15 protein-coding genes and 3 pseudogenes are annotated in these 15375 nt (G+C 54.1%); 10 read left to right on the top strand and 8 right to left on the bottom strand.

Annotated elements, in window-relative coordinates; translation table 11 throughout:
- Window positions 1-151: 151 nt before the first annotated feature.
- The 6 genes from tssJ to METLA_RS0119470 form a co-directional block, all read right to left on the bottom strand.
- Window positions 152-643, bottom strand: coding sequence for a type VI secretion system lipoprotein TssJ (gene tssJ / locus METLA_RS0119495; RefSeq protein WP_024300159.1), 492 nt, complete (start codon window positions 641-643; stop codon window positions 152-154).
- Window positions 644-715: 72 nt separating this feature from the next.
- Window positions 716-2779, bottom strand: a complete 2064-nt coding sequence (locus METLA_RS0119490) for a type VI secretion system Vgr family protein (protein ID WP_024300158.1) — start codon at window positions 2777-2779, stop codon at window positions 716-718.
- A gap of 100 nt (window positions 2780-2879) precedes the next feature.
- Window positions 2880-3173: a PAAR domain-containing protein gene (locus METLA_RS0119485; protein WP_024300157.1), complete on the bottom strand. Its 294-nt coding sequence runs from the start codon at window positions 3171-3173 to the stop codon at window positions 2880-2882.
- A 15-nt stretch (window positions 3174-3188) separates the two neighbouring features.
- Window positions 3189-3779, bottom strand: a complete 591-nt coding sequence (locus METLA_RS0119480) for a DUF6931 family protein (protein ID WP_024300156.1) — start codon at window positions 3777-3779, stop codon at window positions 3189-3191.
- Window positions 3780-3954: 175 nt separating this feature from the next.
- A complete protein-coding gene (gene pntB, locus METLA_RS0119475) occupies window positions 3955-5346 on the bottom strand; it encodes a Re/Si-specific NAD(P)(+) transhydrogenase subunit beta (protein ID WP_029646829.1) in 1392 nt (463 codons plus the stop codon).
- 15 nt (window positions 5347-5361) lie between these two features.
- On the bottom strand, window positions 5362-6933 hold the full coding sequence (locus METLA_RS0119470; protein ID WP_024300154.1) for a Re/Si-specific NAD(P)(+) transhydrogenase subunit alpha: 1572 nt from the start codon (window positions 6931-6933) through the stop codon (window positions 5362-5364).
- A 253-nt stretch (window positions 6934-7186) separates the two neighbouring features.
- Here METLA_RS0119470 and METLA_RS0119465 point away from each other — a divergent pair, with 253 nt between their 5' ends.
- Window positions 7187-8071, top strand: coding sequence for a GGDEF domain-containing response regulator (locus METLA_RS0119465; protein ID WP_024300153.1), 885 nt, complete (start codon window positions 7187-7189; stop codon window positions 8069-8071).
- A 202-nt stretch (window positions 8072-8273) separates the two neighbouring features.
- On the opposite strand, the gene coaBC is transcribed toward METLA_RS0119465, so the two are convergent.
- A complete protein-coding gene (gene coaBC, locus METLA_RS0119460; RefSeq protein ID WP_024300152.1) occupies window positions 8274-9479 on the bottom strand; it encodes a bifunctional phosphopantothenoylcysteine decarboxylase/phosphopantothenate--cysteine ligase CoaBC in 1206 nt (401 codons plus the stop codon).
- A gap of 100 nt (window positions 9480-9579) precedes the next feature.
- On the opposite strand from coaBC, the pseudogene radC reads away from it, so the two are divergent.
- From radC to METLA_RS0119420, 7 genes and pseudogenes are all read left to right on the top strand, one after another.
- A pseudogene (gene radC / locus METLA_RS0119455) lies at window positions 9580-10101 on the top strand (RadC family protein); the annotation flags it as partial.
- A 222-nt stretch (window positions 10102-10323) separates the two neighbouring features.
- Window positions 10324-10757, top strand: a pseudogene (locus METLA_RS0119450) (transposase); the annotation flags it as partial.
- Between the two features lie 44 nt (window positions 10758-10801).
- Window positions 10802-11029: a zincin-like metallopeptidase domain-containing protein gene (locus METLA_RS0119440; protein WP_024300148.1), complete on the top strand. Its 228-nt coding sequence runs from the start codon at window positions 10802-10804 to the stop codon at window positions 11027-11029.
- A gap of 66 nt (window positions 11030-11095) precedes the next feature.
- A pseudogene (locus METLA_RS22300) lies at window positions 11096-11695 on the top strand (helix-turn-helix domain-containing protein); the annotation flags it as partial.
- A gap of 134 nt (window positions 11696-11829) precedes the next feature.
- Window positions 11830-12093 (top strand): hypothetical protein, encoded by a 264-nt coding sequence (locus METLA_RS22295; RefSeq protein WP_152539504.1) that lies wholly within the window; start codon window positions 11830-11832, stop codon window positions 12091-12093.
- A gap of 12 nt (window positions 12094-12105) precedes the next feature.
- Entirely contained in the window at window positions 12106-12423 is a 318-nt protein-coding gene (locus METLA_RS22290) for a transposase (RefSeq protein WP_084480191.1), read from the top strand.
- A 244-nt stretch (window positions 12424-12667) separates the two neighbouring features.
- Entirely contained in the window at window positions 12668-13168 is a 501-nt protein-coding gene (locus METLA_RS0119420; protein ID WP_084480190.1) for a transposase, read from the top strand.
- 84 nt (window positions 13169-13252) lie between these two features.
- On the opposite strand, the gene METLA_RS22285 is transcribed toward METLA_RS0119420, so the two are convergent.
- Window positions 13253-13492: a helix-turn-helix domain-containing protein gene (locus METLA_RS22285; RefSeq protein ID WP_024300146.1), complete on the bottom strand. Its 240-nt coding sequence runs from the start codon at window positions 13490-13492 to the stop codon at window positions 13253-13255.
- A 103-nt stretch (window positions 13493-13595) separates the two neighbouring features.
- Here METLA_RS22285 and METLA_RS22805 point away from each other — a divergent pair, with 103 nt between their 5' ends.
- Window positions 13596-14756, top strand: a complete 1161-nt coding sequence (locus tag METLA_RS22805; RefSeq protein WP_152539503.1) for a hypothetical protein — start codon at window positions 13596-13598, stop codon at window positions 14754-14756.
- A 285-nt stretch (window positions 14757-15041) separates the two neighbouring features.
- Window positions 15042-15347 (top strand): tyrosine-type recombinase/integrase, encoded by a 306-nt coding sequence (locus METLA_RS0119405; protein WP_198408522.1) that lies wholly within the window; start codon window positions 15042-15044, stop codon window positions 15345-15347.
- The last annotated feature ends 28 nt before the right edge of the window (window positions 15348-15375 follow it).

Raw genomic sequence — 15375 nt, 5'->3', positions numbered from 1 at the left:
GCCGCTGAAAGGCCCCCGGCAAAATCGAAGCCGCCGATGAATCAATTGAAATGTTGAGGATAGCCAGCCGGGTCATTGATTGGGAAGAAGGGGCAACCGTTAAAAATGCTTATGATACAAACATTGCAACATTTTCAACAAGCCCATTTCCCTACGGCTCTTTTTTAACCGGCTCGATGCGCACTTCATTGCCTTGCAATTTGATCGCCACGGAGCGGGTTTGATGGGCCGCCACCGGCAGCGTGGCGCGCCATTGCGCGGTATCCAGTTGTCTGAACGCGGCAAAGACCCCCAAGGTTTTGATGTCGGGATCGAGCTGCAGCGACAAGCTCTGCTGATCGTTCGGCTTGATCAACAATTCCTGCTTACGCGCCATTTCGGCGGACAATGTCGCCTGATCCTTATCGAACAGCGAAAAAAAGTCGGCAGAATTAAAGGCGCTGGTTTCCCGCAATTGATAAATCCGCAGCATCACCGGCGCGCCGGCGCCGCCCGCATCCGCGTTCACATTCGCGGCGCTGCTGATTTTCAGATTCACGATTGTCGGCGGCTCGGGCGCGGCCGCCGGAGGCGCCGGCGGCGGACTGCTACAGGCCTGCAGCAACGCGAGCACACCCATCGATACAAAACCGAACCGGTTCATTCATTCATCTCCCATTTTTGATCCATTCTAAAAAGCGCTGCATTTTTCATCCAAGTTAACCTGCGACAAGCATCAATTGATCATCACAAGGCCGCCCTTCACTGTCAGCATCGCGCTTCCATCGACCGACGTTTTCAAGCCTTTCACATCCGTTTGCAGCGATCCCTCGATCGAGATATTCAGGCCTTTGATCGTCACGCCGCTCTGATCGATCTTGACGCTGCTTGATCCGACCGTCAGCTCGATCGATTGCATCGCCGATTCCTCGATGCTACCAAGATTGACCTGTACCGTGTGATTGCCCGTTTTGACCGTCAGGTCATGATTGCCGGTATCGACGCTGACCGCGCGGTTGCCGGTTTTTACGGTCAAATTGTCATTGCCGGTATCGATGCGGGCGGATCGATCGCCGGTTTTGACCGTCAGTTCGTGATTGCCGGTATTGATGCTGACCGTACGATTGCCGGTCTTTACCGTCAGGCTGTCATTGCCCTGATCCAGGGTCACCGTCCGGTCGTTGTAAATGTCTATCGTCTGATTGCCCTGATCCTTCTTGTCGAAGCCGACCTTTTGCACGTCGTTGTTCTCGACGATCCGGGTGCAGTCTTTCTCGGCATGGATGTAAAGCTCTTCCTCGCCTTTCTTGTCCTCGAAGCGGATTTCGTTGAAATTATCCGCGCCCCCCTCCTTACTGCTGCGGGATTTGATGCCGCTCTGGGTTTGGTTGTCCGGAAGCACATAGGGCGGCATTTGCTCGGCGTTATAGACCCGTCCGGTTATGATCGGCCGATCCGGGTTGCCTTCCAAAAAATCCACGATCACCTCCTGACCGACGCGCGGGATGTGCATCGCTCCCCATGCTTTACCGGCCCAGACCTGCGCGACGCGCACCCAGCACGAACTGTTTTCATCTTTCTTGCCGAGTCGATCCCAATGGAACTGGACCTTGACCCGTCCGTATGTGTCTGTCCAAATTTCTTCGCCTTTCTTGCCGACCACGATTGCGGTCTGCACCCCCTGAACGATCGGCATAGGCGTCAGCCGGGGCGGCCTGAACTGGTTTTCCGCCGTGGCGGGAAGCACCCGGAAGGCGCACTGGTATTCCTCCTCGCAATCGGTAATTCCATCCGACTCATAACCATTGTTCTGCAGCTGAAGGCTCGAAGACACGATCGCGTATTCGCGGTTTTGATCCGCCACCGGAAAATCGACCAACTTAAACTTCATACCTGCCGCCAATTGCCGGGCGTTTCCGCGCGCGGCAATTTGTTCGAATTGGCTGCGCAACTCCTCCAGACGCACCTTGCTGTACTGCTCGCCGTCGGACTTCTCTTTATAGCCGCCCGGATAATCGTAAACTTCTTTGCCGCTTTCCGTATGCGCTCCGGGTTTGGACGACTTCGCCGTCAGATCGGTGTTGGGCGCCTCGAAATCGTAGTCGTCCAATTCGTAATTGCCCGACTGGATTTCCTGGCTCACATTCCATTCATAAAGGTGCCCTTCCTTGCGGCGATTTTGATTCGCCGGTTGAAAAAAGGGAATGTTCGCATTGACCGGTGCTTTTTTTTGCGCCGCGACCGAATCGCACAGCACCAGGGTATGGGCAGAATGGCTATGATTGAAATAGTAATAAATGCCTTCATCTTCCAGCAGCCGGCTGATGAAATTAAAATCGGTTTCGCGGTATTGCACGCAATATTCGCGCGGCGAATAGGTGCCGGAAAGCTGCATGCCGACATCCGAAACCCCGTGCTCATTGAGGATCAGTTTGACGATATCCGGCACCGACTTTTCGGTTGGCATGATCCGGCAATTGCTGCGCCGCGTTAATAACCAGGCCTTGGGTTTTAGCGTCGCCCGGTAATGATAAAAACGCCCCATCATGCCGCTGCGGCTGGCCCGTGTCACTATGCCATGCAGAAAACGCTGCCCGCCTTCCAGCAAATGTAAAGTGACGGTCATGTTCTTGCCCAGCAACTGCTTCAAGTCAATATTATTTTTTTCGCTGAGCAGATCCAGCTCGTACTCGAACAATTGACTGAGCTGTTCGCTGCCGGACACGCGCCACAGAAATAAGTCATTTTCGCCCAAAGGCGTCTTAACGGAAGCACTACGGCCAACTTGAGAAATGGGCATAAACAATTCCTGATCAATTCGAATTTAATTTTGCCAACAGACGGACGATCTCATAAAAACGGCAACCGCATACTTTACAAGACTCGCTGAACCACCGCTTCTAGCCGCCGATCAAAACGGTAAAACAACCCAAAATAATCGCGCCGCCATGTGACATCGAATCCCCCATGCGGGCGGCGGGCATGTTGCCGATCAATACCGTAGCGGAACCCTTCACGATGACATCCGGCGGCCCCACGCAAACCGCCATATCTCCCATCCTTGCCGCAGGCAAACCGCCTATCAATGTGGTCACCGCGCCCGGCGGAAGGATCGGACCACCGACATGCGGCACGGGGCCGTTAAACATCGGACAAATATGCATGTCGGAAACTCGCGCCGCGGGTTGGCCCATCGTTTACACTCCTGTTCAGCCTTGCCAGGGACGGCCGTTGCCGCCATTCGCGATATCGGCGCCTTGCTCCAAAAAGTAGCGGTATTTTGCCGCCGCTTTTTCCGGCTCGCGCGATACCGCCGCCAGCATCACCGCCCCGGCGACCGCCTTGGATGATAGATTTTCCGGCGCCGTTACCGGCGGAGAATTTTCGGGGGCCATGCTGCCGTCGCTCCAAAACGCGGCCATCGCCGCCCATGCCGCCGGGCCGTCAAACGCGGTGGCCTGCGCCGCGGCTTCCGCCAACCGGCGATTGGCCTCGGTCGGTTTATACACCCACTGTTCCGCGGCTTCGAGCGCCTTAAGGGAGGACGGCGGCGCATCCTGGGCCATCATGCCGCGCGTACAAATACACGCCCACCAGGCGGCCTCGCGTTTGGGCAAGGCACGCGCCAGGAAACGCACCGCATCGGGATAAAGCTGGCGTTCCAGCAAGGCATTCAAAAACTCCACCGGCTCAGGATCGGCTTCGAGACACTTGACCGCCTGGGGATCGAGTTCAATATCTCGACAAACCGCCGCCGCTTTCGGCACAGCGACCTTCTTTAATGCATCAAAACCGGCCATCTGCTTTTCATTACCCTTTAACTTTTCAAACCCGGAGAAATCGCGCTTCGTCCGCTCGATCTTCCCTGCCGCATGCCAATACGGCAGGGAAATGCAGGCATCGACTTTAACATAGAATCAATCGGCAAACCACGACAAGATCGCGCTTTTGCGCAGGCACCGATCGAAGCATTCATCAACTGCGCAACGCCTTCAACACCGCCTGCAACCTGTCGTTCGCATCGCCGAACAGCATCCGCGTATTGTCGAGCACAAACAGCGGGTTGCCGACGCCCGCATAACCGGATGCCATGCTGCGTTTCATTGCGATCGTCATGCCGCCTTTCCAGCATTCCAACACCGGCATGCCCGCAATCGGACTGTTCGGGTCGTCCAGCGCGGAGGGGTTGACGATGTCGTTGGCGCCGATCACCATCGTCAGGTCGACGTTCGGGAAGTCCTCGTTGACTTCGTCCATTTCGTAAACGATGTCATACGGCACCTTCGCCTCGGCCAGCAGCACGTTCATGTGGCCGGGCATGCGCCCTGCGACCGGATGGATGCCGAAACGGACTTTTTTGCCTTTGTCCCTGAGCAGTTTGGTGATTTCGTTGACCGTGTGCTGCGCCTGCGCGACCGCCATGCCGTAGCCGGGAATGATCATGATGTTTTTCGCGGCGAGCAATTGCTGCGCGGTTTCTTCCGCATCGATCGGCTGCACGTCGCCTTCGATGACCGCGGCCGCGCCGCCGGTGCCGGTGCCGAAACCGCCAGCGATCACGCTGACAAAATTGCGGTTCATCGCCCGGCACATGATGTAGCTCAGGATCGCGCCACTGCTGCCGACCAGGGCGCCGGTCACGATCAACAAGTCATTACTCAGCATGAAGCCGGTCGCGGCCGCGGCCCATCCGGAATAACTGTTCAACATCGACACCACGACCGGCATGTCCGCGCCGCCGATCGCCATTACCATGTGCACGCCGAACGCAAGTGCAATCGCGGTCATGACCAGCAGCGGAACGGTGCCGCCGCCGCTTTCGGCCTGTTGTAAAAACAGATAGCCGAAATAAATCACCAGGACCAGCAGGCTCAGATTCAGCCAATGACGGGCCGGCAACAACAGCGGTTTACCGTTGATGCGTCCGCTCAGCTTGCCGAACGCGATCACCGAACCGGAGAAGGTCACCGCGCCGATCAGGATGCCTATATAGATCTCGACTTCATGAATGGCCTTTTCGACGCCGGACAATGTGCCGCCTTCATCCATAAAATTTGCATAGCCGACCAGCACCGCCGCCAGGCCGACCAAACTGTGCATGATCGCCACCAGTTCGGGCATTTGCGTCATCTCGACCGTTTTCGCGGCCTTGAAACCGATCGCGCCGCCGAGCAGCAGGGCGGCGATCAGGATCGAATACGCGGTGACCGAGCCGCTCAGCACGGTCGCGGCGATCGCGATCGCCATGCCGAGCATGCCGTAGTAGTTGCCGCGCCGCGCGGTTTCCTGGTTGCTGAGGCCGCTCAAACTCAAAATGAACAGCACCGTCGCGGCGATGTAAGACATCGTGACTAAACTTTGTGACATGTTTTTTCCTTATGCTTATTTTCTGAACATTTCGAGCATGCGCCGGGTTACCCAAAAACCGCCCGCGATGTTGATCGAGGCGATCAGGATCGCAAGCCCTGCCAGTACGCTGATCATGATGCCCGGCGCGGAAACCTGCACCAACGCGCCGATCACGATGATGCCGCTGATCGCATTGGTCACGCTCATCAGCGGCGTATGCAGCGACGGCGTCACATTCCAGATCACCTGATAGCCGACGAAGCAGGCCAATACGAACACGGTGAAATGCGACATGAACGAGACCGGCACGACCGCGCCGAGACCGTACAGCGCGAGGGCGCCGATCACCAGCGGAATAAACGGCCTGACCGCTGCAGGAATCAGGCGGTTATTGGCCTTGGCTTTTTCCGCCACGCCGGGGTTGGCCGGCGCTTCGGTCTGCGGCGCGGGGGCGGCCGATAATTTCGGCGGCGGTGGCGGCCAGGTGATCTTGCCTTCCTTGATCACGGTCGCGCCGCGGATCACTTCATCGTCCATGTTCACGTTGAGCTCGCCGTTTTTTTCCGGGCTCAATTCGGTCAGCAAATGCCGTAAATTGGTCGAATACAATTGACTGGATTGATTCGCGAGCCGGCTCGGCAGGTTCGTGTAGCCGATGATCGTGACGCCATGCTTGACCACGACCTTGTCCTTCTCGGTCAGCGCACAGTTACCGCCCTGCTCGGCGGCCAGATCGACGATCACGCTGCCCGGTTTCATCGACTCGACCATGCCCTTCGTGATCAACTCCGGCGCCGGCTTGCCGGGAATCAATGCGGTCGTGATGATGATGTCGACCTCCATCGCCTGACGCGCAAACAAGGCCATTTCGGCCTCGATGAATTCCTTCGACATCGTTTTCGCATAACCGCCGGTACCGGAGCCTTCTTCCTTGAAATCGAGCATCAAGAATTCGGCGTCCATGCTCTCGATTTGTTCTTTCACTTCGGGACGCGTGTCAAACGCCCGGACGATAGCGCCCATGCTTTTTGCCGCGCCGATCGCGGCGAGACCCGCCACGCCGGCGCCGATCACCAGCACTTTCGCCGGCGGAATCTTGCCGGCCGCGGTAATCTGGCCGGTGAAAAAGCGGCCGAAATGCTGAGCCGCTTCGATAACGGCCCGGTAGCCCGCGATATTCGCCATCGAACTCAAGGCATCGAGTTTTTGCGCCCTGGACATTCTCGGCACGCTGTCCATCGCCAGCACGGTCACCTGTTTGTCGGCCAGTTTCTGCATCAGCGCCGCATTTTGCGCAGGCCAGATAAAACTGATCAGATGGCCGCCTTCGCGCAGCAGATCGGTTTCGTCTATCGCCAATTCAGGATGGCGCTCAGGCGCTCTGACCTTCATCACAAGGTCGGAGCCCTGCCACAATGACTTGGCGTCATCAACGATTTCGACGCCCGCTTCCTGGTAGGCCTCATCCGAAATATTTGCGCCCTGCCCCGCCCCTTTTTCAACACATACCGAAAAACCCAGCTTCATGATTTGCTCAGCGGTCTCCGGCGTCAGCGCGACGCGCTTTTCGCCTTGATGAATTTCTTTAGGTACACCAATCTTCATAGAGTCTCCTGTATTTTGGGAAGGGCTGGATAAGCCAGAGCTAATTCGGTTTCGACCTCGGCAAACGAGCATAGAAGATTAGCAGGCGCATTTCAATAAAAATCTGGCACGGCAGCCATTCACTCCCTGACGTCAATGATTGGCATGCCGTCCCTGCCTCCTGATCAGACAGAAAACCTATTTAAAGCGCTAGACCTTACCGAAGGCTTAAAATAGACTAGACTGGTTGTATCGATTTTATTTGCGCACCGCGATGGATATTCTGGTCATAGAAAAAAGTGAAGTCTGCCGTTTCATTCTGGATCAATGCCTGACCTCGCTCGGTCATGTTGTTCACGATGCCGGCAAAGCGGAAGCCGCACTGCCCTTCATGCTCTCCCATCCAGTCGATTGCGTTTTTATGGATATCGATTTCGGCCGTGAACGCGCCGTCGAGGCGATCCAAGCGATCAGGATGGAGCATCAGGGCGAATGGTTTCCGATCGTGGCGCTGAGTTCGGGAAACGATGATGAAGCGTTTGCAGGCGCGATACTCGCCGGCGCCGACGCCCTGCTTCCAAAGCCCTTGAGCCGTCATCGCATCCTGATGCAATTGATCGCGCTCGAAAGAATGACGCTTGCGCGGCAAACTCTGCAGACCAACCAAGACTTGGTCGCCGCGAACCGGGCTTTGCTCGAGCTATCCATGTTTGATGAAATCACCGCCCTGGCCAACCGGCGTTACTTTGAGAAAACCCTGAACCGGGAAAAGAAATTGGCCAAACGCGAACGCCATCCGCTGACATTGCTGATCTGTGAAATCGGCAATCTCTCAGGGCCGGGCCTGGCGGAGGAAGACGAAGCCAGAAACCGGCAGCTTACTGCGATCGCCGCCGCGATCGAATGCATTCCGTCTAGACCGACCGATTTTGTCTGCTGTTACAGCGGCGACCTTTTCGCGGTGATCCTGCCGAATACCGATGAAAAAGGCGGGCGGCATATCGCGGAAAGGATTCAGGCTTCGGTCAAGCCGGTCCTGGCCGACTGGCCTAAAACGCCGCTGACGTTCCGTATCGGCTCGGCAACAGACAACAGTCAATACCAGACGATCGATGATTTGATCAACGCCGCCTTGGCGGCTTTGAAAAACGGCGAGTAAGTCCATTATGCGAATTGTGCCGGCATCCTTTTCAACCTTAAAACCGCAGTTAGTCCACGAAAAGCACGAAAGACACGAAATAATTCAAGGTGGTAGATCGTGTGAATCGATCACCCGGAGGATGTCGCTTTTCTAAGCAATAACTTTCTGAATTTTTTCGTGATTTTGGTGTGTTTTGTGGCTCAACTGATTTTTCTAGGTTTCAAGATGCCGGCGCCTTGACCCTCAGCCTTTCCGCAATCAGCCCAATCAACCGTTCGGCCAGCCGTTTTTTGTCGGTCATCGCCAGCGTTTTCCTGCCGTCTCGCCAAAAAACCTCCAGCGCATTGTGTTCGCTGTCGAAGCCGCCCTGCGCCTGCCCGACCCAATTGGCTGCGATCATGTCCAGATTCTTGTGCGCCAGTTTGTCCAGCGCATAAGCCTCCAGATCGGTCGTTTCGGCCGCAAAGCCGACCGTAAAGGGACGCCGGCTCAAGGCCGCGACTTCGGCCAGGATGTCCCGGGTTTTTTGCAGCGCAAGCGTCACGTGCTCGCCCTGTTTCTTGATTTTTTCCGGCTGCCTCTCGGCCGGCGTGTAATCGGCCACCGCGGCCGCACCGACATAAATAGCCGAAGTTGGAGCTCTGGCGATCACCGCCGCGTACATTTCAGCGGCCGTTTCGACGAGAACGAGCTCGATATTCTCCGGCGGCGGCAACTGCGCCGGCCCCGACACCAGCGTGACGGTTGCGCCCGCGTTCCTTGCCGCTTCGGCCAAGGCATAACCCATTTTGCCGGAACTGCGGTTCGTGATGTAGCGCACCGGGTCCAAGGGTTCCCGCGTCGGGCCGGCGCTGATCAGCACTTTCAAGCCTTTAAGGCAGAGATCGGCGGGGGCCGCGAAGAGCGCGGCGCAAATCTCCTGCGGCTCCGACATCCGCCCGAAACCGGTTTCGCCGCAGGCCTGCTCGCCTTGGGCGGGGCCGATCAGCTGCACGCCATGCTGGCGCAAGGTCGCAACATTCTCCTGAGTCACAGGCTTGCCCCACATCGCCTGGTTCATCGCCGGCGCGACATAGACCGGGCAAGTCGCGGCCAGGTACAGCGTCGTCAATAAGTCATCGGCCAGGCCGTGGCTCAATTTTGCGATCAGGTTGGCCGTGGCGGGCGCGATGACCATCACATCGGCCCAGCGCGCGAGGCTGATATGATCCATCGCGTTTTCGCTTTCGGCATCCAGTAGATCGCTGTGCACCGCATTGCCGGACAGGGCCTGGAACGTCAGCGGCGTGACGAACTGGGCGGCCGCTTGGGTCATCGCGACGCGCACCTCGGCGCCCTGTTTGCGCAGCAGCCGTACCAACTCTGCCGACTTGTAAGCGGCAATGCCGCCGCTGACGCCCACTAAAATTCGTTTCGCTTCGCTCATGCTGAACTGGATCAAAAATGCGCATTATGGCAAGGATGCGCGAATTCTTCTACGCTTAACGTCTAAGGTTTATCTTTTTTACTAAGCGGGAGTATTGCGCATGGGGATCAAAGATTGGGCCGAGGAAGACCGGCCTCGGGAAAAACTGCTGCAGCGCGGCTCCGGCGCGCTGACCGACGCCGAACTGCTGGCGATATTTCTGCGCACCGGCACGCCCGGCAAATCGGCGGTCGATTTGGCGCGCGATCTCTTGAGTGATTTTGGCTCGCTCAAAGCTCTGCTCGATGCGGACCGCCAGCATTTTTGCCGGGCGAACGGCCTCGGCGACGCCAAATACGCGCAGATGCAGGCGGTGATGGAGATGGCGCGCCGGCATTTCAAGGAAGTCCTGCAGCGCGGCAATGCACTGACCAGCCCCGAGGCGACGCGCGCCTATTTGAGCGCGCAGCTTCGCGGCTACAGCTACGAAGTCTTCGCCTGCCTGTTTCTGGACAACCAACACCGGGTCATTCAACTGGAGGAATTGTTCAAGGGCACGATCGACGGCGCGGTGGTGTACCCTCGCGAAGTCGCGAAAAAAGCGCTGCATCACAACGCGGCGGCGGTGATCTTCGCGCGCGATGTTATCAAAAGATAGTTTTTGTTGTCATTCATTAAGTGAGTGAGTGTAAATACTATGCTGAAAGCTAATTGTTGGCAAATAGACTCGACAGTTAGAAATAATTCTTTGTCACCGTTGACAAACTTTCAGCGAATAGTGGTGGTGCCGAAAAATTGAACAGCCGGTTAAGTGGAATACCTGTAACTTTTGAATGTCCAGAAGGACGTTAAAACGGAGCAGAAGATGTCACTCAAAACGAGAAGAAAACATTTACCGGCGTTCAAAGCCAAAGTTGCCATGGCAGCGTTGGCGGGGGATAAAACGCTAGCGCAACTGGCGCAGGAATTCGAAGTACACCCTAACCAACTCACCGACTGGAAACGGCAACTGACGGAGCGGGCAGCCGAGGTCTTTGGCAAACCGGCAGAAACGGAGTCGTCCGCTGTAGATCTGCAGGCGTTGCATGCCAAAATAGGCCAGTTGACCCTGGAGAATGATTTTTTAGCAGGCGCGCCCACCAAGGCGGAATTGCTGAGCGCAAAGCGATGATAGACCGTGATTCGAAACTCTCGATCAGCCGTCCGGCCGACTTGCTCAAACTGAGCCTAGGTAGCCTCTACTATTTACCCAAGCCCGTGTTGGCCCGTGATTTGGACATCATGCGCACCCTTTTGGAAGCGAAGGGTACGCCAAGGAAGAATTGCGAGCCGAAATTGCCAGTATGATCTTGGGTGACGAGCTTGGGATTGGCCATGATCCAGGTCAACATGCGGCTTATGTCGGATCGTGGATCAAGGCTCTTAAGGAAGATCCTTTAGAGATATTTCGTGCGGCGGCTGATGCTGAAAAGATTCATAGTTATGTGTTGGCGTTCGAGCAGGTGCAGGATCAGCGGCAAATGAACGATCTAAGGTGGAATAGTTCAGACTTGATCGGACACCACGCTTGAAAAGAGCGAGGGTTACTGGTGAGATAGAAGTGTCAAATTTCATCACACCGAAACGAGGTAACCCTCATGCTTGAGAATAACGTAAGAATCATCAAACATAAAATCGGCTTGCTGAATCTGGCCGAAGAACTCGGTAAAGTCTCGAAAGCCTGCAAGACCATGGGCTTGTCGCGGGACACGTTTTATCGTTACAAGGCGGCGGTGGAAACCGGCGGGACTGAAGCTCTGTTCGATAAGAGCCGACGCCAGCCGAATCTGAAGAATCGCGTCGATGAGCCGACAGAGCGAGCGGTTCTGAACCATGCCCTGGATTACCCAGCACATGGCCAAATTAGGGTCAGCAATTAACTGCGCAAGGCCGGTGTCTTCGTCTCGCCCAGCGGCGTACGCAGTATCTGGTTGCGGCACAACCTGGCAAGCTTCAAGGAGCGCCTGAAGGCTCTGGAAGCGAAAGTAGCGGAGCAAAGCTTGATTCTGACCGAGGCGCAGGTTGCCGCCCTGGAAAAGAAAAAGCAGGATGACGAAGCCAGCGGTAAAATCGAAACGGCGCCCCCTGGCTATCTGGGCTCGCAAGACACCTTCTACGTCGGCACCTTCAAAGGCGTCGGGCGGGTGTATCAGCAAACCTTTGTCGATACTTACTCGAAGGTCGCCTTCGCCAATTTACAAGAATGGGAGTTATGAATCGGCTCTGTACACGACAAAAAACCTAAACCATTGATTTGCAAGAAGGGCAAATAAGGAGCTTGAAAGTCCATCGCTAATTGGTTTCACTCTCTTGCGACCAAACAGGAGGTGAAATGGAATTGAGCGATGGACTGAGAGTGATTCTAAAAGGACATTTAGATTGGGGCAAGTGCCGGTTGGATTGTTTTGTTGGGATGCTATTGGCCTTAGTGCGGCTGAAACGCATGAACCTGACGCAACTGGCCTTGGCCTTTGCCAGTCAGGCGAAGCCGAAATCGCGCTATCGGCGGTTGCAGCGATTTTTTCAGGAAGCCGTCTTTGATTATGATGCGATTGCGCGCTTGATCATGCAGTTGTTTGATTTTTATGAGAAATAGTACTACTTCACGTTGGATCGGACGAACTGGAAATGGGGTGAAAAGAATCTCAATATTCTGACGCTAGGCATCGTCTACAAAGGTGCGGCGATTCCCGTATATTGGCTGATATTGAATAAACAGGGCAACTCCAACCAGCGCGAGCGCATCGCCTTGTTGCAAAGATTTATAGCTCGCTTTGGTCGGCAGGGTATTTTGGGCGTCCTGGGCGACAGGGAGTTTATTGGCGATCGATGGTGGCAATGGTTAAGCGATCAGGACATTCCTTATCTGATCCGGATGAAGGAAAACCAGTTGTTGACGGCTCGCCCGGGTCAGGTGTCGCTTTAAAATAAAGCACCATACTTTCACGACTTGTAAGATGTTGATTTGAAAAAAATTCCCTTGTTTTGATTTAAAATAAAGCCCCATACTATTTGTCCAAAAACTGGCTTTCATATGCCTGGATAATTTTCTAAGATATTGTTTAAATTAAATGTTTTTCAAAAAGTATGATGCTTTATTTTAAGTATGAGACTTTATTTTAAAACAACATCAGGAACGTCCTGTCCGCTCGCTGTTCGCCGACCTGGACGTGGGCAAAAGCCGCGCGCTGAGAAAAAAGCGCCACATCGGCCAACAGTGGGTATGGCTCAGCGGCATGAAGCTGGACAGCGGTGAACTGTTGATCCTGGTGGGTAACCAACGTTTTCCGCAGCCGGTGGATGTCTATGGTTTGCGTTGGGAAATCGAGAATCTGTTCCAATGCCTGAAAGGCCGGGGCTTTCATCTGGAAGAGATGCGTCTGACCCGCTATTTTCGGATCAAAAAGGTGATGGCATTATTGGCCATTGCCTTTTGTTGGGCGCATAAGACGGGGGAATGGAAACATCAGGTCAGGCCCTTAAAAACGAAAAAGCATGGACGACCGGAGCAGAGTTTGTTTCGCTATGGGCTGGATTATCTGACAGACAGCCTTTTGCATGGCCTCCAAAAAATTGAGGACAGGTTCAGGCTATGGGTGTTGTTTTTATGTCCGCCCGACATGATCGTAGTTGACGGGCAGAATCCCGAAATAATAGCTTTCCAAACATGAGTGAGAGCCTGGGGATAAATTTTTTGTCGTGTACAGAGATGAATCGGTTGAAAATTCACTTGGTGAATGGCATCAAATATATACTTATTCGCCCTGAAAGCGTAATAATTCATCAGGGGATACAGATAGCGCTTCTGCCAAGCGACAAATATTCAACAGTGCAATATTCCGTTGTCCACGTTCGACGCCCCCTAAATAACTGCGCGCCACTCCGCTTTCAAGCGACAAACGCTCCTGCGACCAGCCGCGCCGTTTACGCAGCTGAATCAGGCGTTCCCCAAAGAGTATCCGAGGATCAGTTGTAGATGAAACATGTTCAAGCATGTTTTTATACTACGGATCAGCATTTTATAAGGCCACGCTCTATGAGTGACAATTTTGATTTTTCGGCTTATATTGGTATTTTTTTGTTTCGCCGCCTTTCGCTATGTCCCATTCAACGATTCATCCGAAACTTGCCCACTTAACAAGTGAACAGATCGATACCTTGATTCAGGCCTACTACGCCAAAACCAAAGTCTCCGACTTGATTCGCCTATTCAACATCGACTGCGCGCTCCCTCAACTCTATAAATTATTTCCTCCAGAAATCAGTTCAGAGTTATGCCCTAACTGTGAGTCAGTCATGGTGTTACCGCGAATTTCCCAAGGTGGGTATCGAAATGAATACAAGAACGGTCTACACTGCTCCCATTGTCAGCATAGGAAAACCAGAGCATGCGCCTGCTCCTATTGCAGCAAAACGAACAAACAGCAAAAGAAAATCCCATCCATTCAGCCCCAAGCTCCTAGCCGAACGACGCATCACTCCCTCAAAGCCGCCGACTTGTCTCTCGAACAAGCCGTATCGTTATTATCTTTGATGCAGTGTTATGGTCCTGCGAGAATCAAAAACGGCATGAAATTTCGCCTTTCAAACGGTTCGAAGATGCCATTTGCGCCATCAGGCGGTTATGGTGAAGACCTTTTGTCGCGATTGATCGAAGCCGGACTGCTTAAGATTTCGGGCCAAGCACACACCAAATCCATTGCCTTATCAAATAATAAAATGGCCATTACTTTTAACGCGCAGTGGAGTCTGCCAGATACCGTTTCTTCCGAATTGATTCAAGACATCGAAGCCCGCGTAATTGAGTGCAACTGGCCGACGCCCTGGTACGAGCAAGTGTCAGATCTGGCCTTGGATATTGCATTAGCGGAGTGCAGAGAATTTTATGATTATTGCGCGGCGAAGCGGATGTTTCCTGAAGCCGATGAGCACAGCGTTACCGCCATGCTCAGAAATCAGCTAGAAGACTTTTCGACAGGGCAATGCTTCCGCATCATCCAATCGTGTGCCCAATATGCCTCAGACTTTATGGTCAAACAGACGGCTACCCCAAGGCAAGCCGCTGACTATATGATTGGTGCGTGTCAACGGTGGGCAGATAAGGCTAGAGCTGAAAATTGGGTCGTCACTGCCTTTCGAAGAAATTTCCATTGTCCGCGCAGCATGGTGAGCTGCACGCTGTACGATTTCATTTTGAAAACTAATGACGAGGGAATTGAAACACCGATAGCGCTTATTCAACTACCCAACCTTAAATAAAGCAATCAAAAATCCCTGGATTGATGAGGAGGCCATCACCGAAACCGCGCATGGCTTGAGCCTTATCCAAAAACCGGATCAGCTAGCGTTACTCGGGATGTTGAGGGAAGTACAATTACCCATAACAAAGGTAAGATTGGAAAACGGCGTCTAAATTTTGCCACTTTAACAACAAAAGAGCGTTTAAATTTTTCAGAAGCCAACCACTATCATGTTGATATTATTACCATATGTAAATTTTATGACTGGAAAAACTCAGCGCTCAATAGTGGCAAATATTGAAAGCTGTTTTCCAGCGATGAGTCCGGCGCCCTCTTCCGTCCGGTCAGCAACAATACGAAAGGCGGAGGGGCGAAGGCGATCACCCCCGACGGCATCTATAAGCTAGTGCGCGCTTATTCCAGCGAGCTGGGTTTTACGATTGGCGCGCATTCCTTACGCGCTACCGCCGCCACCAATGCGCTCGACCATCAAGCCGATATCGCCAAGGTGCAGGAATGGCAAGGCCATGCGAACATCGCCACGACGCGGATTTACGATCAACGCAAGACCCGGCCGGAGGACAGTCCGACGTTTAAGGTGAATTATTGAGGTCCTGTTTGGCTACTTGGAAATTTCC

Source organism: Methylomicrobium lacus LW14, assembly GCF_000527095.1.
Taxonomy (GTDB): Bacteria; Pseudomonadota; Gammaproteobacteria; order Methylococcales; family Methylomonadaceae; genus Methylomicrobium; species Methylomicrobium lacus.
The sequence above is the reverse complement of the archived record's forward strand: the minus strand, read 5'-3'. Positions and strand labels throughout refer to the sequence as shown.